Raw genomic sequence first — 19,249 nt, 5'->3', positions numbered from 1 at the left:
TTGCTTTACCTCAAATCTTAAACGGCCGCCTTTAGTCTGAACCCGACTTATTCGGCCGTAACTATTCGTTCTATGGTGTCGTCGGATCTCAGAGTTAAAATTTCGCAGCCAGTTTCTGTGACGACAATAGTGTGTTCAAACTGCGCTGATAAACTACGATCTTTAGTTACAACCGTCCAGCCGTCTTTTAACAATTTGCTATGACGCTCACCTGCGTTGATCATTGGCTCTATGGTTAAACACATACCGGTTTTTAGCGTATCGCCTGTGCCCGGGCGGCCATAATGCAGCACTTGTGGGTCTTCATGGAACACCTGACCTATGCCATGACCACAGTATTCACGCACTACTGAGTAGCTGTGTTTTTCGGCATGTTGCTGAATAACAAAACCAATATCACCTAAACGGGCGCCGTTCTTCACTTTACGAATGCCCATATACAGACATTCCTGTGTCACACGAATTAAACGGTCCGCCAGAATGCTGGGTTTGCCAATAACAAACATTTTTGAGGTATCACCGTGAAAACCATCTTTAATCACAGTGATATCTATATTGATAATGTCGCCTTCTTTGAGCTTTTTCTCCGCAGACGGAATACCATGGCAAATCACCTGATTGACTGAAGTACAGATGGATTTGGGAAAGCCGTGGTAATTCAGTGGGGCAGGGATAGCTTGCTGCACATCCACAATATAGTTGTGGCAAATGGTGTTCAGCTCTTCGGTGGTGACACCGGCTTTGACGTATGGCTCAATCATCTCTAATACTTCGGCTGCTAATTTGCCTGCCACACGCATTTTTTCGATCTGATCTGCTGTTTTAATAATCGCGGCCATGCCATCTCTCTCTGCTGTAAAAATACACATTTCATTGTGTTTCAAGGGTGTCTATGGTATAAAGCGCGCCGCGATTTGGCAAATCAGATTCTGCTAAAAACGCAAAACGCAGATTAAAACTGCAATTAACTAAACAACACACATACATCGACACATAATCCGGGGTGCTGTAACTCATTGAGTTTCGGTCGGTTTTATGGGGTGTATGGAGGCCCAACCCCATTACTAAGGAATATTTATAATGGCAAAAGTTTCTATGCGCGATATGCTCCAGGCGGGCGTACATTTCGGTCACCAAACACGTTACTGGAACCCAAAAATGAAGCCATTCATTTTCGGCGCTCGTAACCGTGTTCATATCATCAACCTGGAACAAACTGTTCCTATGATGAACGATGCTCTGTCTTTCATTCAGTCTGTTGCTGCTAAAAAAGGCAAAATCCTGTTTGTTGGTACTAAGCGCGCTGCCTCTGAAGCGATCAAAGAAGCTGCTTCTCAAGTTGACCAGTACTATGTAAACCACCGTTGGTTAGGTGGCATGCTGACTAACTGGAAAACTGTTCGCCAGTCTATCAAGCGTTTAAAAGACCTGGAATCTCAAAGCCAGGACGGTACTTTCGACAAGCTGACTAAAAAAGAAGCTTTAGACCGTACCCGTGAAATGGACAAGCTGGAAAAAAGCTTAGGCGGTATCAAAGACATGGGCGGCTTGCCTGATGTTCTGTTTGTGATCGACGCCGACCACGAACACATTGCAATTAAAGAAGCCAACAACCTGGGCATCCCTGTTGTATCTATCGTTGATACTAACTCTGATCCGAAAGGTGTTGACTATGTGATCCCAGGTAACGATGACGCTATCCGCGCTATCCAGTTATACCTGGCCGCAGTAAATCAGGCCATCACTGAAGGCCGCAGCAAAAACATCGAAGTTCAGGCTGAATCTGAAAACTTCGTAGCTGCTGAGTAATTGCATTGTCTCTGTAGCCTTGTAACCAAGGCTACATAAAGCAAGTTTAAACTTACAGGGGCAGTTAAATTGCCCCTGTTTGTCCACGAAAAAATTTTGCGAGGAACTCCCCATGGCTGTAACTGCCGGTATGGTAAAAGAATTACGCGAGCGCACTGGCGCTGGCATGATGGACTGCAAAAAAGCTTTAGAAGAAACTGCAGGTGACATCGAAGGCGCAATCGAATTAATGCGCAAAAACGGTCAGGCTAAAGCTGCCAAGAAAGCTGGCCGTATTGCTGCTGAAGGTACTGTAATCACTCGCGTTGGTAACGGTTACGCTGTTGCAATCGAATTTAACTGTGAAACAGATTTCGTAGGTCGTGACGCAAGCTTCCTGGCTTTCTCTAACGCTGCTGCTGATCTGGCTCACGCCAACAAGCTGTTCACTGTTGAAGAGCTGTCTGCTGCGAAGCTGGGTGACACTACAGTTGAAGAAGCACGCGCTACACTGGTGACTAAAATCGGTGAAAACATCAACATCCGTCGTATCTCTGTAGTTCAGGGTGACGTGATTGGTCAGTACACTCACTCAGGCCGTATCGGCGTGTTAGTGGTACTGGAAGGCGGTAACGAAGATATCGCTAAAGACGTTGCTATGCACGTTGCTGCTAACAACCCTTCATTCCTGACTCCAGAGTCAGTGCCAGCTGAAGTTGTTGCGAAAGAGCAGGAAATCCAGATCGAAATCGCTATCAACAGCGGCAAGCCAAAAGAAATCGCAGAGAAGATGGTTGCTGGTCGTATGACCAAGTTCACTGGTGAAGTTTCTTTAACTGGCCAGATGTTCGTAAAAGATCCTTCAATCACTACTGGTGAATTCCTGAAGCAAAACGGTGCTAAAGCTGTTAGCTACATCCGTTTAGAAGTTGGTGAAGGCATCGAAAAAGCTGAAACTGATTTCGCTGCTGAAGTTGCTGCTCAAATCGCTGCTGCTAAGAAGTAATTTACGCTTTAGCAATGCTTTGAAACCAGCTAGAATAACCGCGACCTGACCTTCGTCTGTCGCGGTTTTTTTTATGTACAGGATGTACGGTACGTCGAAAATGCAGGAGCAATTTTTCGACGATGTACAGTATGTCGGGTTTGTTGTATAAGCCCATGTATATAAAATTGACCAACAGCAAGGTTATACCTTCCAGATTAAAGAGGACCACATGAGCAATCCAAAACTCGCCTATAGAAGAATTTTATTAAAACTCAGTGGTGAAGCCCTGATGGGTGAAGAAGGCTTTGGCATAGATCCAAAAGTGTTGGATCGGATGGCTCAGGAAATCAAAGAGCTGGTTGAATTAGGTATTCAAGTCGCCATAGTGATAGGTGGTGGCAATATTTTCCGTGGTGAAGGCCTGGCCAAAGCGGGTATGAACCGCGTGGTCGGTGACCATATGGGTATGTTAGCTACAGTGATGAACGGTCTGGCAATGCGTGATGCGCTGCACCGTGCTTTTGTGAACGCCCGTTTGATGTCTGCCATCCCTTTAAATGGTGTATGTGACAATTACAGCTGGGCCGAAGCCATTAGTCTGTTAAAGTCTGGCCGTGTGGTGATTTTCTCTGCCGGTACTGGTAACCCGTTTTTCACGACAGATTCAGCAGCCTGTTTACGTGGCATTGAGATTGAAGCCGATGCGGTTTTAAAAGCCACTAAAGTAGATGGTGTCTATTCAGCGGACCCGGTGAAAGACCCTACAGCAACACTGTATAGCAAGTTGAGCTATACAGAAGTACTGGAAAAAGAATTAAAAGTTATGGATTTAGCCGCATTTACGCTGGCTCGCGACCATAATATGCAAATTCGTGTATTCAATATGAATACACCTGGCGCACTGAAACGTGTGGTGCTGGGTGAAGAAGAAGGCACAGTGATCGACCACGCTGAAAAATTACAGTAAACTAACTGCCACTTTTTTGGTGTAGCAAAAAAAGGAATAGCCAAAGTGATTAACGATATTCTCAAAGACAGCAAAACCCGGATGGAAAAAAGCGTTGATGCGCTGAAAAGCCAATTGTCAAAAATCCGTACCGGCCGTGCTCATCCAAGTTTATTAGACGGCATTCAGGTGTCTTATTACGGTGCGAACACCCCATTACGCCAGGTTGCTAACGTGTCGGTGGAAGACGCCCGTACTCTGAGCATCAGTGTGTTTGATAAAACTCTGGTTCAGCCTGTTGAAAAAGCCATTATGCAGTCAGATTTGGGGTTAAACCCAATGAGCGCTGGTACTACTATTCGTGTGCCTTTGCCTGCACTGACTGAAGAGCGTCGTCGTGACTTAGTCAAAGTAGTGCGTAACGAAGCTGAAGGTGCCCGTGTTGCGGTGCGCAACATTCGTCGTGACGCTAATGCTGAACTGAAATCTTTATTAAAAGATAAAGAAATTGGTGAAGACGATGAGCGTAAAGCCGCAGACGAAGTTCAGAAGCTGACTGACGCCTTTGTAAAGAAGGTTGACGAGGTTTTAGCTGACAAAGAAAAAGAGTTGATGGAAGTTTAATCAACCCAGCCCTGATTAGGGAAACAGCGCCGTGTAGGGTATACTTCGCGGCGTTTTTTATTATTGTGACAAGGTCAGATTCAGATGACAGAAGTGCAAACCGCGTTACAAAACGCGTTGCCACAACATGTCGCCATTATCATGGACGGCAACGGACGCTGGGCTGAACGGCAAGGCAGACCCCGGGTATGGGGTCATAAAAAAGGCGTTGACGCAGTGCGTCGTGCTGTGAGCTTTTGCCGTAAATTAGGCATCCAGTCTCTTACCTTATTTGCTTTTAGCAGTGAAAACTGGCGTCGGCCTGAAGACGAAGTCAGTGGTTTGATGCAACTGTTTTTACTGGTGTTACAGCAGGAAGTGAAAACCCTACATAAGAATAATGTACGGCTGAATATTATTGGAGACTTGTCTCCTTTTAGCGACAAACTCAAACAACATATTAAAGAGGCGCAACAGCTTACAGCTCAAAATACAGCTTTGACCCTGAATGTTGCCGCTAATTACGGCGGACGCTGGGACATAGTGCAGGCGGCACAGCAATTAGCTCAAAAAGTAGCTGATGGTGAAATGACTGCTGCACAGATTGACGAACAATTGTTATCAGGCTGCATGCAAATGCACGACCAGCCGGAACTGGATCTGATGATCCGTACCGGTGGTGATGTACGCATCAGTAACTTTTTGTTGTGGCAAGCTGCTTATGCTGAGTTATGGTTTACCGAAACTTTATGGCCTGACTTTGATGATCAGGTGTTTTCGGAAGCTTTGGCAACCTACGCCAGCAGAGAACGGCGTTTTGGTTGTACCGGAGCACAAATCCGTGAGCTGGCAATGCGTCCGATACAAGGATAACCAATTTGTTTAAGCAACGAGTTATTACAGCCCTGATCATGGCGCCTTTAGCGTTAGCCGCAGTTTTTTTTCTTCCTTTACACTATTTCGCTATTTTTATTGCTGCTGCTTTTCTGATTGGCGCCTGGGAGTGGAGTCTGTTTTGTGGCTACAGCACCAAAGCCAGCCAATACACTTTTGTTACTGTGATTGCAGCAAGCATGGCACTGATTTATTGGCAGTTACCAGATACAAGGTACTGGCCATTTCAAATGGATGTACTGAGCAACAGCTTATTGGCCCTGGGCGTGGTCTGGTGGCTGATTGCTGTACTTTTGGTATTAAGTTACCCACGTAGCAGCCAAAGCTGGGCTAAAGGCAATATTCGTCGTGCTTTGATGGGCTGGCTGACTTTGGTTCCTGCCTGGACCGCCTTGTTATTGATACGTTCTGTTGATTTTCATCAATCCAGCTACACAGGTGCCTGGTTGATTTGTTTGTTGTTGGGTTTGGTTTGGGCTGCTGATATAGGTGGCTATTTTATTGGCAAACCTTTTGGCAAACGTAAACTATTGCCAGCTGTCAGTCCGGGAAAAACCCTGGAGGGTATGTTAGGTGGTGTTGGCTTTGTTATGCTGCTGGTGACTGCTGTGGCTTATTACCATGGTTTTCCAGAAGAGGTTGCCACCTGGTATCTGGCGGCTTTAGTACTGACGGTGTTATCAGTTTTCGGTGATTTAAGCGAAAGTATGTTTAAACGTGTGGCAGGCTTAAAAGATAGCGGCTCCATTATTCCTGGTCATGGCGGCATATTAGACCGTATTGACAGCCTGACGGCCACAGCGCCACTTTATGCTGTATTAGTGGCTCTGATTGGAGGTTTCGCGTAATGCGGACGCTCGTGATCCTGGGCGCTACGGGTTCCATTGGCTGCAGCACTTTAGATGTTGTGGCACTGCACCCGGATGACTATCAGGTGCTTGGGTTGACAGGTGCAACTCAGGTTGAAAAGCTGTTCGCCCAAATTCAGCAGTTTAAGCCACGTTATGCCGTGATGACGGACTTACAGGCAGCAAATAAATTAAAACAGCTGGTCAAAGATGCCGGGCTTAGTACAGAAGTCTGGGCTGGTATTGGGGCGCTTTGTGATTTAGCTGCCCATACTGACGCCGATATTGTGATGGCCGCTATTGTTGGCGCTGCAGGTTTATTGCCTACATTAGCTGCCGTCGAACAAGGCAAAACTGTATTACTTGCGAACAAAGAAGCGCTGGTGATGAGTGGCGAGCTTTTTATCAATAAAGTGCAACATCATGGTGCTACTTTATTGCCAATAGACAGCGAACATAATGCCATTTTTCAATGTTTACCTTCTGCATTACAACAGAACACTGCAACCCAGAAATTGTCTGATTACGGTATCAGTAAGCTATTGCTGACAGGCAGTGGTGGTCCATTTTTACGTAAAGAGCTGACAGAGTTCGCAAGCATTACGCCAGCTCAGGCTGTGGCACATCCAAACTGGGTGATGGGACAGAAAATCTCTGTCGATAGCGCCACTATGATGAATAAAGGTCTGGAGTTTATTGAAGCCCGCTGGTTGTTTAACTGTGCCGCTGACGATATTCAGGTGGTGATCCACCCTCAGAGTATTATCCATTCAATGGTGCAATACACAGACGGTTCTGTACTGGCACAATTAGGCCAGCCTGACATGCGCACTCCTATAGCTCATGCTTTGGCTTTCCCAAAACGTATTCAAACCCAAGTAAAACCGCTGAACTTCTTCGAACTGGTCGACTTTAGCTTCTCCAGACCAGAACCTGGGCGTTACCCGAATTTATATTTGGCCATAGCAGCCTGTGGTTATGGTCAGGGCGCAACAACAGCATTAAATGCAGCAAATGAAATGACAGTGGCCGCATTTTTGGCAGGGCAAATTCGGTTTACCGATATAGCACTATTAAACGAAAAAGCATTGGAGCGTTTTGCCACTATAAAAGCGCCTGATTTAGAAAGCATTCTGGCTCTGGACCAAGAAGCAAGAATATACATGCAAGACCAACTGAAAAAGGTGAGTTAATGTCGGGTTTTGTCTGGAATTTAATCAGTTTTGTGGTCGCTATTGGCTTACTGGTCACAGTGCATGAGTTTGGCCATTTCTGGGTGGCACGTAAAAATAATGTGTTAGTAAAACGCTTTTCTATAGGTTTTGGCAAAGCACTTTACCGCTGGCGTGACAAACAAGGTACAGAGTTTGTCATTGCGATGATCCCTTTAGGCGGTTATGTCCGCATGCTGGACGAGCGGGTTGATCCTGTATTACCTCAACACAAAAATTTGAGCTTTAACAGCAAAACGGTCTGGCAACGTATGGCTATTATTGCGGCGGGCCCCATAGCTAATTTCCTGTTTGCCATCTTGCTGTTATGGGGCATGTACCTGATAGGTGTGCCCAATATCAAGCCGATGATAGGCCAGGTTACGGCTGAATCTATTGCCGCTAAAGCTGGTGTGCCGTCAAATGCTCAGATTGTTGCAGTCAATGGTGAAAAGGCCGAAGACTGGCGTGCTGTCAGTTTGTTGCTGGTGGAACAGGTGGGCAGTTCAGTTGTTGATATTACGGTGCAGCAACTGGAAGGCAGCGACCAGAGTTATCAACTGGATTTAACCCAATGGGTGTTTGACCCTGATACACAAAGCGTATTTGGCAGTTTAGGCTTGGAGCCATTAAGACCAGAGGTGCTGAATGAAATCAGTCAAATCCAGCCTGACTCAGCAGCACAAGCCGCGGGCTTGCAGTTGGGTGACAAACTGCTTTCTGTTGATGGCAAAACCGTATCTGACTGGAATTCTGTGGTAAGTCTGGTTCAGAATAGTCCGGAACGACCCTTGCTGTTTGGTATTGAACGTGCAGGCCAGTCGATGGATATTCTGGTGACCCCACAAAGCCGTGAAACAGCAGATGGTTTTCATCAGGGTTATCTTGGTGTCAGTCCCAAAGTATTGCCCTGGCCTGAACATTTATTGTTCACTCAGCAATATGGCCCTGTACAGGCGGCCTGGGTTGGGGTAGAAAAGACTTGGCAATTGGTACGATTAAGCTTCTCTATGATTGGAAAATTCATTTTTGGTGATATTTCTGTCAAACATTTAAGCGGACCAATTTCGATAGCGCAAGGCGCTGGAAGCAGCGCAGATATTGGCTTGATCGCCTTTATCTCCTTTTTAGCACTGATTAGCGTCAACCTTGGGGTGATAAATTTACTGCCTCTGCCTATTTTGGATGGTGGCCATTTAATGTATCTTGTGCTGGAACTAATACGCGGCAAACCTGTCTCTGAGAAGGCGCAGGAGCTGGGTTTCCGGATCGGAGCTCTGTTGCTGCTGACATTAATGGGAATTGCGCTGCTCAACGATATTTCTCGTTTGTAATAAACTAATCAAAAGTAGTCCAAAACAATGACAATTAAACGATTAGTAGCTGCGATGTTACTTGCTGGTTTAAGTAACTCGGTGCTCGCTGAACAATCATTTACTGTGCAAGACATTCAGGTTGAAGGCTTGCAGCGTGTTGCGCTTGGTGCAGCATTAAATAATTTGCCGTTTAATATCGGCGATACCATCACAGATGCGACTTTATCACGCAGTATTAAAAGTCTGTATGCGGCTGGCCATTTTGACGACATTCAGGTGTTTCGTGATGGCAACGCTGTTATTTATCGCTTAAAAGAGCGTCCAACCATCAACAACATTGAGTTTGATGGCAACAAAGACATCAAAGAAGACCAGTTGAACGAAAGTTTAATGGGTCAAAAAATTATAGTGGGTGAGCCTTTAGATAAAACCGTAATCAAAGAAGTTGAAAACGGTTTAACAGAGTTTTACCACGGCGTAGGTAAATACAACGCTGAAGTTGAAGTGAAGGTGACCTACCTGCCTCGCAACAGGGTCAACCTGAAAATCGAGTTTGAAGAAGGTGACGCTGCCTCTGTTCGTCAGATCAATATTGTAGGTAACGAGATATTCGGTGACGACGAGTTGCTGAAAAATATCGAGTCCAAATACGATTTGCCATGGTGGCGCTTTTTATCTTCAGATCGTTACCAGAAGCAAACCTTACAGGGTGACTTCGAAAAAATTCGCAGTTACTACTTAGACCGTGGTTACCTGCGTTTTAACATTGATGCCAATCAGGTGTCAGTCAGCACGGATAAAACCTCTGTCTACGTGACTCTGAACGTGACCGAAGGTGAGCAATACACTATTACTGATGTTGATTTTGTCGGTGATTTAATTGGTCAGGACGCTTTTATCAAGGCGTTGTTACCTTTAAAAGCGGGTCAGTTGTATAACGGTGCTTTGGTGACTTACACCGAAGAAAGCATTGCCAGGTTACTGGCACGTTTTGGTTACGCCAACTCTAAAGTCCGGACTATTCCAAATATTGATGACGATACCAAAGAAGTTGCTTTGACCATCAGTGTTGACCCGGGTAAACGTGTTTATGTGCGTCGTCTTGACGTTACAGGTAATGCGTCAACTAAAGATGAAGTGATACGCCGTGAAATCCGACAAATGGAAGGCGCCTGGTTATCCAATGATGCGCTGGAATTGTCAAAAGACCGTATTCAACGATTATCTTATATAGAGAAAGTAAGTTTTGAAACCAAAGAAGTGCCAGGTGTGGATGACAAAGTAGACGTCACTTACAAAATTAAAGAACAGCCTTCGGGTAACTTTAATGCCGGTATTTCCTATGGTGACTTCCAGGGTTTATCATTCCAGATCGGTGTTGAGCAGCAAAACTTCTTTGGTACAGGGAATTCTGCTGGTATCAGCTTAAGTACCAACAAATACAATAGACAAATTCAGTTGTCTGTCACTGACCCTTATTTCACGCTGGATGCAATCAGTTTAGGTGGCCAGGTATTTTATTCGGATACGGACTACTCCAGTTTGTCGTCTAACTTAGAAGCTTATAAACAAAAACGTTATGGTTTTGGCGCTTCAGTGGGTTATCCGATCAATGAATACAACAGACTAAACTTCGGTACCAACTATGCCGTGAATGAAATTAACTCCTTATCTGAATACGACCAGTTGCGTCATTTCAGAGCTGTGCTTGTAGATAAAAACGACCCGGATGGCGGTTATAAGTTTACCAACTACGAGCTGATTGCCAGTTGGATCCAAAGCACCTTAAACCGTGGTTTATTTCCTACTGCAGGTCATGAGATGGTATTAAGTGGCCGTGTGACCACACCAAACTCAGATTTGCAGTATTACAAGACTACTTTCTCGGCTCGTAACTATATCCCGCTGAGCAATGATCATCGCTGGTCATTCTTAAGCAAGCTGGAACTGGGTTATGGTAATGGTTACGGTGATAAAGATGGTTATGATTATACTTTGCCATTTACCGATAACTTTTATGCAGGTGGTCAGAATTTACGTGGTTTTGAAGCCCGTATTGTAGGTCCACATGCGATTTACCGTACCATAACCACAGTGCCTGGATTGCCTGATCCTGTTGGCAGACCTGTCAATGGGTTACCTACTGCTCCGAACTTCGACACTTACTTAGTGTCTCCACGGTCAACGGGTGGTAATGCTATGGCAATTGCTACCCTTGAGTTAATCACACCAACACCTTTTGTTGGTGAGGATTATGTGAACCAGATACGCACCAGCTTGTTTGTGGATGCGGGTAACGTCTGGGACACAGAGTTTGACCTTAGTCGTTACAAGAATTTAAGTCCGGCTAATAGCCAGGGATTCAACAGCCCACCGCTACTTGATTACTCTGACGCTGGTTTAATTCGTGTTTCGGCTGGTGTGTCAGTGCAATGGATTTCGCCTATGGGTCCATTGACATTCAGTTTGGCGAAAGTCATCCGCAAAGAAGAGGGTGATGAGCAAGAGAACTTTAGTTTCAATATTGGTACTACATTCTAATTTTATGGGAAAGGGAAACACATGTTTAAGCAAAGCTTAGCAAAAACTGCATTGGTATTGATGGCTGGCCTGTTGATGGCTGGTACTGCTGCGGCAAAAGAAATGAAAATTGGTTTAGTGGATGTGCAAGCTATTGTTGCTCAGTTACCTCAGACCACCACTATTCAAAATACATTAAAAGCTGAGTTCGAAGGCCGTATTGCTGCAGTGCAAAAGCTGGAGAAAGACATCGCTTTTAATCAGGAAAAATTAAAGCGTGATGGCGCGACCATGAACGACAAGCAGAAAAAAGATCTGCAAGACGAAATGGAAAAGCAAATGCGCAGCTACGAGCAGTTAGCTCGTCCTTTGGATGAAGACTACCGTAATCGTCAGGCCGAAGAGCGTAACAAGCTGATGGCTTTAGTGAAAACTGCCATTGACGCTCTTGCGAAAAAAGACAACTACGACCTGATCTTAAGTGCTCAGGCTGGTGTGTTTGTTAAGCCTGAATATGACATCTCTAATGCTGTTGTAGCTCAGGTGAGCAAAGCCAAATAATGGCAAAGCTTACTCTGGCCTTTATAGCTGAGCAGCTAAATGCTCAGCTAGTTGGAGACGCCACGGCACTGATTAGTGCCGTTGGTACTTTGGAAGATGCAACAAGTCATCAGATCAGCTTTTTATCCAACAGCAAGTACCGCAAATTTTTGCAGTCCACTCAAGCTGGTGCTGTGCTGATTAAAGCAGATGATCAAAGCTATTGTCCGGTCAATGCACTGATAGTGAATGACCCTTATGTGGCTTTTGCCAAAATAGCTCAGTTATTAGATTCAACACCTGCTGCCGCTTATGGGCGGGGGCAGAATATAGTGATAGACCCTTCAGCTACAGTGCCTGATTCAGTCGTAATAGGCCCCAACGTGGTCATTTCCGCTGGCGCTGTGATAGGTGAAAATACCCAAATTGGCGCTGGTTGTTTTATTGGCGAACAGGTTCAGATAGGTGAACAGTGTAAGGTCTGGCCTAACGTCACCTTTTACCATGGCGTAAGGCTGGGTAAAAATTGTCTGATCCATAGCGGTGCTGTGATAGGTGCAGATGGTTTTGGTTTTGCCAATGAACGTGGCAACTGGTTAAAAATTCCTCAGGTCGGTACTGTCATCATAGGGGACGATACTGAAGTGGGCGCCAATACCACCATAGACCGCGGCGCTTTAGGCGACACAGTGATTGGCAGAAACGTGATTCTGGACAATCAGGTACAAATTGCTCACAACGTGCAGATTGGCGATCACACGGCCATTGCAGGTTGCACAGTTGTGGCCGGCAGCACTAAAATTGGCCGTTATTGTATTATTGGTGGTGCTTGCGCTATTAATGGTCATATGGAAATTTGTGATGGTGTGCAAATCACCGGCATGTCGATGATTATTAAATCTATTACCGAAAAAGGTATCTATTCATCCGGTACTCCGGCCAGCACTAATCTGGAATGGCGGAAAAATAGCGTCCGGTTTCGTCAACTGGACCAGATGTATCAAAAACTACGGGAACTTGAGCAGCAAATGGCCGCTTTGTCCCTGCCGCCTTCAAAAGACGAATAAAATATAAGAGGTTCACTTTGGCTAACCAATTGAATATCCTTGAAATACAGGAAATCATGGCCTTGCTGCCACACCGCTATCCATTTTTAATGATCGACAGAGTGTTGGATTACACTCCTGGCGAATCATTAACAGCTATCAAAAATGTCACTATTAACGAACCAATTTTTACCGGTCACTTCCCTAATATGCCTATTTTTCCCGGCGTGTTAATTTTGGAAGCTCTGGCTCAGGCCACAGGCATTTTAGGTTTTAAGACAGTGACTGAACGCTCAGAAAACGAGTTGTATTTATTTGCTGCCATAGACGAAGCACGTTTTAAAAAACCAGTGGTACCAGGTGATCAACTGGTGCTGGAAGTGAAATTTTTAAAAGAACGTCGTAATTTGTGGAAGTTTTATGGTGAAGCCAAAGTGGATGGCCAGGTTGTGTGTTGTGCTGAACTGATGTGTGCCAGAAGAGAGCTTTAATATGATCCATGCTTCCGCTGTGATAGAAACAGGTGCCGTACTTGGCCAGAACGTAAAAGTTGGGCCCTTTTGTTACATCGCCGCTAATGTGGTGATAGGGGACAATACGGTGTTGGAATCTCATGTGGTGCTCAAAGGCCCCACAGTCATTGGGAAAGGCAATCATTTTTACCAGTTCACCAGCATAGGCGAAGACTGCCAGGACAAAAAATACAATGGCGAGCCCACTGAACTGATCATAGGCGACAACAATGTGTTCCGTGAAAACTGTACAGTGCATCGTGGCACAGTGCAGGACAAAGGCGTCACCCGTATTGGTTCAAACAACCTCTTTATGAATAACACCCATGTCGCCCACGACTGCGTGATTGGTGATAACGTGATATTTGCCAGCGGCGCTCAATCCGCTGGTCATGTGCATGTTGGGGATTGGGCCATTTTAGGTGGTATGACAGGTATCCATCAGTTCTGCCATATAGGCGCACATGCCTTTATCGGCGGTGGTTCTATCGTAGTTAAAGATGTACCTCCTTATCTGATGGCACATGGCTCTCATGCTGTACCAGCAGGTTTAAATCTAGAGGGCTTAAAGCGTCGTGGTTTTAGCAGCGATGCGATTTTAGAAGTGCGCCGCGCTTATAAAGAAGTGTATCGTAAAGGTTTAACAGTGCAGGAAGCTTTGGATGCTCTGGCTGAAAAATCCGCTGAATTTCCGGAAGTCAAAGCCTTCACTGATTTTATCGCCAACTCCAGCCGTGGCATTATCCGCTGATGGGGGAGTTGCAATCCAAAGTGGCTCCTTATTCAGTGAAAATCGCCTTAGTCGCCGGAGAACATTCCGGCGATATTTTAGGTGCTGATTTAATCCGGGCTTTAAAGCAGCTTTACCCAAATGCTGAATTTTATGGCATAGGTGGCGAGCGCATGAAAGCCGAAGGCTTTAGCGCTTTGTTTGATATGGAAGAACTGGCAGTGATGGGCATAGTGGAAGTGTTAGGCCGCTTGCCACGTTTGCTGCAGGTTCGTAAAGAGCTTCTGCAGCATCTTACTGCCACTCAGCCTGATGTGTTTATTGGTATAGACGCCCCTGATTTTAATATTCCGGTGGAGTTAAAACTCAAAGCTGCTGGTATCAAAACTGTGCATTATGTCAGCCCTTCAGTTTGGGCCTGGCGACAAAAACGTATTTTTAAAATAGCCAAAGCCACCAACATGGTGTTGGCGTTATTGCCTTTTGAAAAAGCCTTTTACGACAAATTTGCTGTGCCTTGTAGCTTTGTCGGCCATACGCTGGCAGACCAAATGCCTTTGCAACCTGATAAAGCTGCTGCCAAGACTGAACTGGGTTTAAAACCTGAAGCACCAGTGCTGGCGATAATGCCGGGTAGCAGAACCAATGAAATCAAATTATTGGCGGCAGATTATCTGCTTGCTGCAGCAGAGCTGAAACGTCAGCAACCTGATTTACAGCTGATTTGTAATATGGTGACAGAACAAAAAGCGCAAGTTTTCAACCAGATTAAGCAGCAGGTTGCTCCGGATTTAGTGGTGCAGTTGGAAATCGGCAAAGCCCGCACTACCTTAACTGCGGCTGATGCGGTGTTTATCGCCTCAGGGACTGCCACCTTAGAAGCCATGCTGGCTAAAACCGCTATGGTGGTGGGCTATAAGATGAACTGGCTGACACATCAGATTGCAAAATGGTTAGTGACACTGAAGTTTTTCAGCCTGCCGAATTTATTGGCGGATCAAGCTTTAGTGACTGAACTGCTGCAAGAGCAGGTCACAGTCGACAACTTAGTCAAAGCTATGGCGCCTTTGCTGCAAAACCCTGTAGCGCAAGAAGCTTGTATCAGTCGATTCACTGAACTGCATCAGTTAATCCGCTGTAATGCCAGTGAACAAGCTGCTGCAGCTATAGCAAAAGTGATGGAAGCATCCGTATGAGTAGTAAAGCTCTGAATGCTGAAACTTATCAAAGACCGCAAGTGCAGTTTATTTGTGGTGTCGACGAAGTAGGGCGTGGCCCGCTGGTTGGTGCTGTAGTGACTGCTGCTGTGATCCTTGATCCAAATAATCCTATTGTTGGCTTAAACGATTCTAAAAAACTGTCAGAAAAAAAACGTCTGCAGCTTGCTGAAGAAATTAAAGCCAAAGCCTTAAGCTGGAGCTTAGGCCGGGCTGAAGTGCATGAAATTGATAGTTTAAATATTCTCCACGCCACTATGCTGGCCATGACCCGTGCTGTGCAGGGCCTTCATATCAAGCCTGAATGGGCTTTGATAGACGGCAACCGTGTGCCTAAAGATATAGGTGTTCAGGCCAGTGCTGTGGTGAAAGGCGATGCCTTAGTGCCGGAAATCAGTGCTGCCTCTATTTTGGCCAAAGTGGCGCGGGATCAGGAAATGCAGCAGCTTGATGCTGCTTATCCGCACTATGGTTTTGCCGGCCACAAAGGGTATCCCACTGCACAACACTTAGCCGCTATTAAAACTCATGGTGTGATTAACGAGCACAGACGCAGTTTTAAACCTGTCAGGGATGTGTTGGAGTCACTTACGGGGGCAGCTCATGGCTGATCCGGGTTTTATTCATTTAAGGGTGCACAGCGATTTTTCGATGATCGATGGCATCAAAAAAATAAAGCCTATAGTCAAAGCGGCGAAAGAGCTAAATATGCCTGCGCTTGCTTTAACAGATCAGATGAATATGTGTGGTCTGGTGCGTTTTTACAGTACAGCGCATGACGCTGGTATTAAGCCGATAGTTGGCGCTGATTTGTGGGTGCAGCATCCGCTATTTCCGGGGGATGCCTGTCGTTTATTGATTTTGGCGTCCGACAATATGGGTTACCAGAACCTGACCATGTTGCTTTCCAAGGCCTATTTGCGCGGCCATGTGCATCACAAACCGCAGATTGATCACGACTGGCTGGTGGAATACAAAGAAGGCCTGATTGTATTGTCGGGCGCTAAAGACGGCCCTTTAGGTAAAGCCTTAATTAAAGGCAATGCGCCCAGCGCTTTGGCTTTGGTGCAGTTTTATCGTGAACATTTCCCCAACCGGTTTTTTATTGAGCTGACCCGCACTGGTCGTCCTGACGAAGAAACTTATATTCAGGCTGCAGTTGAACTGGCAGAACGAGAGCAGTTACCTGTGGTTGCCACCAATGAAGTGGTGATGTTAAGCCCTGACGATTTTTCAGCTCATGAAATCCGGGTTGCTATTCATGATGGTTACACTTTAGAAGATAAAAGACGGCCTAAGAACTACAGCGAACAGCAATACCTGCGTTCAGCAGAAGAAATGCTTGAGCTGTTTTCTGATATTCCGGAGGCGTTACAAAACTCAGTTGAAATCGCCAAACGTTGTAATGTCACTATACGTTTAGGTGAATACTTCCTGCCGGCTTTCCCGACAGGTGGTTTGTCCGACGCTGACTTTTTAGTGTTAAAATCTCAGGAAGGTCTGGAAAAACGCTTGCTGCAGTTATTTCCTGATCCAGAAGTACGTAAAGTAAAACGTGTTGAATACGACGAACGTTTGGATATTGAACTGGGCGTAATCAACCAGATGGGTTTCCCCGGTTACTTCCTGGTGGTTATGGAGTTTATCCAGTGGAGTAAGGACAACGATATTCCGGTAGGCCCAGGCCGTGGTTCTGGTGCCGGTTCTTTAGTGGCTTATGCCCTGAGTATTACCGACCTTGACCCCTTAGAATTTGACTTACTGTTCGAACGTTTCTTAAACCCTGAACGGGTCTCCATGCCTGACTTTGACGTCGACTTCTGTATGGACAGACGCGACGAGGTGATAGAACACGTCTCTGACATGTATGGCCGCGAAGCTGTATCGCAAATTATCACCTTCGGTACTATGGCTGCTAAGGCTGTGGTCCGCGACGTAGGCCGGGTGCTGGGCCATCCTTATGGTTTTGTTGACCGTATCTCTAAGCTGATCCCACCCACTCCGGGTATGACACTGGAACAGGCTTTTAAAGAAGAGCCACGTTTACCTGAATTGTATGCTGCTGATCAGGAAGTAAAAGATCTGATCGACATGGCGCGTCAGCTCGAAGGTGTAACCCGAAACGCCGGTAAACACGCCGGTGGCGTGGTGATAGCGCCCACTAAAATTACCGATTTTGCACCTGTGTATTGTGACGCTGAAGGCAATAACCCCGTCACTCAGTTTGATAAAAACGACGTGGAATATGCAGGTCTGGTCAAGTTCGACTTCCTGGGATTACGCACACTGACCATATTGCAGTGGGCTGTGAATATGACCAATGAGCGTCTGGCCCGCGAAGGCAAGCCGCTGGTGGACATCAATACTATTCCGCTGACCGACCGAAAAAGTTTTGACGTGCTGATGAAGGCTGATACTACAGCGGTATTCCAGCTTGAATCCCGCGGCATGAAAGATTTAATCCGTCGTCTGCAACCTGACTGCTTCGAAGATATGATAGCCCTGGTGGCGCTGTTCCGGCCTGGTCCTTTGCAATCAGGCATGGTAGATAACTTTATCGACCGTAAACGTGGCCGTGAAGAAATATCTTATCCGGATTCTACCTGGCAACATGACTCGTTAATCCCTATTCTGGAACCTACTTACGGCATTATTCTGTACCAGGAACAGGTGATGCAAATCGCCCAGGTCTTGTCTGGTTATTCGCTGGGCGGCGCTGACTTATTACGCCGTGCTATGGGTAAAAAGAAACCAGAAGAGATGGCCAAACAGCGTGATACCTTCCGTGATGGCGCTGTCGAAAACGGTGTTGACGCCGAACTGTCGATGAAGATCTTCGATTTGGTAGAGAAGTTCGCAGGCTACGGTTTTAACAAATCTCACTCCGCTGCTTATGCGCTGGTGTCGTACCAGACTTTGTGGATGAAGGCGCATTATCCGGCTGAATTTATGGCCGCCGTCATGTCTGCCGATATGGATAACACCGATAAAATAGTGATTCTGGTGGATGAATGTGAGCATATGAAGCTCAAACTTATTCCGCCTGATGTCAATTCAGGATTGTATAAATTCACCGTCAACCGTCAGGGCCATATTGTCTATGGCATAGGCGCTATCAAAGGTGTAGGTGAAGGCCCGGTTGAAGCAATCTTAACGGCGCGCGCTAAACATGGAACCTTCACGGATCTGTTCGATTTCTGTAATAAAGTTGATTTAAAACAGCTGAACCGCCGTGTCATTGAAAAGCTGATTTTGTCAGGCGCTATGGACCAGTTAGGCCCACACCGCGCTGCTATGATGGCAACTTTAGAAGAAGCGATAAAAGGCGCGGAGCAACAGGCCAAGGCTGAAGCTATGGGCCAGTCTGATTTGTTTGGTTTAATGGCACCAGAGCCTGAACATGCAGCCAGTGCCTTTAAGCAAGTGCCAATTTGGCCGGATGAAGTCTGGTTGGAAGGGGAAAGGGAAACCTTAGGTTTATACCTGACAGGTCACCCAATCAACCGATATCTGGTTGAGTTACCGCATTACAGTTCCGGCCGTTTAGTGGATATGCAACCGGGCCGTCGTGATCAGGTGGTGCATGCTGCAGGTTTAGTCTTAGCAGTGCGCACTATGATCAATAAAAAGGGCAGACGTTGGGCTATTGTCACTTTAGATGATAAATCTGCGCGCTTAGATGTTCGTTTTTTCCCCGAACAGTTCGAAAACTTCGAGCATTTGCTGCAAAAAGACAAAATATTGGTGGTGTCGGGACAGGTCAGCTTTGATGATTTCAGTGGTGGCCTTACAATGTCCGGCCGCGAAGTAGTGGACATCATAGCTGCACGGGAAAAATGCTTAAAATCCTTGACCTTAACTGTACATCAGCAGCAAATGGGGCTGGATTATCTGCAAAAACTGCAGCAAGCTATGCACGAATTTAAATTAGGCACAGTGCCTGTGAAGCTGGTGTACCAGCGTGACGAAGGTCAAATCACAGTGGCATTGGGCACCGAGTGGTGGGTAACACCTACCGATGCTTTGTTGCATCAACTGCGACAATTAGCAACAATACAACTGGATTTTCATTAATTAGGTAGTGACAGTC

17 protein-coding genes are annotated in these 19,249 nt (G+C 46.0%); 16 read left to right on the top strand and 1 reads right to left on the bottom strand.

The genetic code is table 11. From position 1 onward, the window contains the following. Window positions 1-47: 47 nt before the first annotated feature. Window positions 48-839, bottom strand: coding sequence for a type I methionyl aminopeptidase (gene map / locus J2W69_RS18495; protein ID WP_008900632.1), 792 nt, complete (start codon window positions 837-839; stop codon window positions 48-50). A gap of 241 nt (window positions 840-1,080) precedes the next feature. Between map and rpsB the strand changes: the two genes are divergently transcribed. From rpsB to dnaE, 16 genes are all read left to right on the top strand, one after another. Beyond that, window positions 1,081-1,809: a 30S ribosomal protein S2 gene (rpsB, locus tag J2W69_RS18490; protein WP_310281259.1), complete on the top strand. Its 729-nt coding sequence runs from the start codon at window positions 1,081-1,083 to the stop codon at window positions 1,807-1,809. Between the two features lie 112 nt (window positions 1,810-1,921). Continuing rightward, window positions 1,922-2,794, top strand: coding sequence for a translation elongation factor Ts (gene tsf / locus J2W69_RS18485; protein ID WP_233009625.1), 873 nt, complete (start codon window positions 1,922-1,924; stop codon window positions 2,792-2,794). Between the two features lie 211 nt (window positions 2,795-3,005). Beyond that, the gene (pyrH, locus tag J2W69_RS18480; RefSeq protein WP_008900629.1) at window positions 3,006-3,743 is read left to right on the top strand and encodes a UMP kinase; all 738 of its coding nucleotides are present in this window, start codon (window positions 3,006-3,008) and stop codon (window positions 3,741-3,743) included. Window positions 3,744-3,788: 45 nt separating this feature from the next. Beyond that, entirely contained in the window at window positions 3,789-4,346 is a 558-nt protein-coding gene (gene frr, locus J2W69_RS18475; RefSeq protein ID WP_310281256.1) for a ribosome recycling factor, read from the top strand. An 84-nt stretch (window positions 4,347-4,430) separates the two neighbouring features. Beyond that, the gene (uppS, locus tag J2W69_RS18470) at window positions 4,431-5,198 is read left to right on the top strand and encodes a polyprenyl diphosphate synthase (protein ID WP_008900627.1); all 768 of its coding nucleotides are present in this window, start codon (window positions 4,431-4,433) and stop codon (window positions 5,196-5,198) included. Between the two features lie 5 nt (window positions 5,199-5,203). Beyond that, complete coding sequence (locus J2W69_RS18465) at window positions 5,204-6,067, top strand: phosphatidate cytidylyltransferase (RefSeq protein ID WP_310281253.1); 864 nt, start codon at window positions 5,204-5,206, stop codon at window positions 6,065-6,067. Then, window positions 6,067-7,260 carry a 1-deoxy-D-xylulose-5-phosphate reductoisomerase gene (gene ispC, locus J2W69_RS18460; RefSeq protein ID WP_310281251.1) on the top strand — a complete coding sequence of 398 codons (1,194 nt, stop codon included), beginning with the start codon at window positions 6,067-6,069 and terminating at the stop codon, window positions 7,258-7,260. The genes J2W69_RS18465 and ispC overlap by 1 nt, the downstream gene beginning before the upstream one ends. Continuing rightward, complete coding sequence (gene rseP / locus J2W69_RS18455; protein WP_310281249.1) at window positions 7,260-8,612, top strand: sigma E protease regulator RseP; 1,353 nt, start codon at window positions 7,260-7,262, stop codon at window positions 8,610-8,612. The genes ispC and rseP overlap by 1 nt, the downstream gene beginning before the upstream one ends. Before the next feature lie 27 nt (window positions 8,613-8,639). Further along, window positions 8,640-11,135, top strand: a complete 2,496-nt coding sequence (gene bamA, locus J2W69_RS18450) for an outer membrane protein assembly factor BamA (RefSeq protein WP_310281247.1) — start codon at window positions 8,640-8,642, stop codon at window positions 11,133-11,135. A 21-nt stretch (window positions 11,136-11,156) separates the two neighbouring features. Then, a complete protein-coding gene (locus J2W69_RS18445; protein ID WP_008900622.1) occupies window positions 11,157-11,675 on the top strand; it encodes an OmpH/Skp family outer membrane protein in 519 nt (172 codons plus the stop codon). Beyond that, complete coding sequence (gene lpxD / locus J2W69_RS18440) at window positions 11,675-12,721, top strand: UDP-3-O-(3-hydroxymyristoyl)glucosamine N-acyltransferase (protein ID WP_310281244.1); 1,047 nt, start codon at window positions 11,675-11,677, stop codon at window positions 12,719-12,721. The genes J2W69_RS18445 and lpxD overlap by 1 nt, the downstream gene beginning before the upstream one ends. Before the next feature lie 17 nt (window positions 12,722-12,738). Next, window positions 12,739-13,191 carry a 3-hydroxyacyl-ACP dehydratase FabZ gene (gene fabZ / locus J2W69_RS18435; protein WP_008900620.1) on the top strand — a complete coding sequence of 151 codons (453 nt, stop codon included), beginning with the start codon at window positions 12,739-12,741 and terminating at the stop codon, window positions 13,189-13,191. A 1-nt stretch (window position 13,192) separates the two neighbouring features. Then, window positions 13,193-13,963 (top strand): acyl-ACP--UDP-N-acetylglucosamine O-acyltransferase, encoded by a 771-nt coding sequence (gene lpxA, locus J2W69_RS18430; protein ID WP_310281242.1) that lies wholly within the window; start codon window positions 13,193-13,195, stop codon window positions 13,961-13,963. After that, window positions 13,963-15,138: a lipid-A-disaccharide synthase gene (lpxB, locus tag J2W69_RS18425; RefSeq protein WP_310281240.1), complete on the top strand. Its 1,176-nt coding sequence runs from the start codon at window positions 13,963-13,965 to the stop codon at window positions 15,136-15,138. The genes lpxA and lpxB overlap by 1 nt, the downstream gene beginning before the upstream one ends. Continuing rightward, entirely contained in the window at window positions 15,135-15,770 is a 636-nt protein-coding gene (rnhB, locus tag J2W69_RS18420) for a ribonuclease HII (RefSeq protein WP_310281238.1), read from the top strand. Before lpxB ends, rnhB begins: the two co-directional genes overlap by 4 nt. Continuing rightward, window positions 15,763-19,233: a DNA polymerase III subunit alpha gene (gene dnaE, locus J2W69_RS18415; RefSeq protein WP_310281236.1), complete on the top strand. Its 3,471-nt coding sequence runs from the start codon at window positions 15,763-15,765 to the stop codon at window positions 19,231-19,233. Before rnhB ends, dnaE begins: the two co-directional genes overlap by 8 nt. Window positions 19,234-19,249 lie beyond the last annotated feature (16 nt).

The sequence above is a fragment of the Rheinheimera soli genome (assembly GCF_031457405.1).
Lineage (GTDB): Bacteria > Pseudomonadota > Gammaproteobacteria > Enterobacterales > Alteromonadaceae > Pararheinheimera > Pararheinheimera soli_A.
Note: the sequence above shows the minus strand (reverse complement) of the source record. Positions and strands in the feature narration are given on the sequence as shown.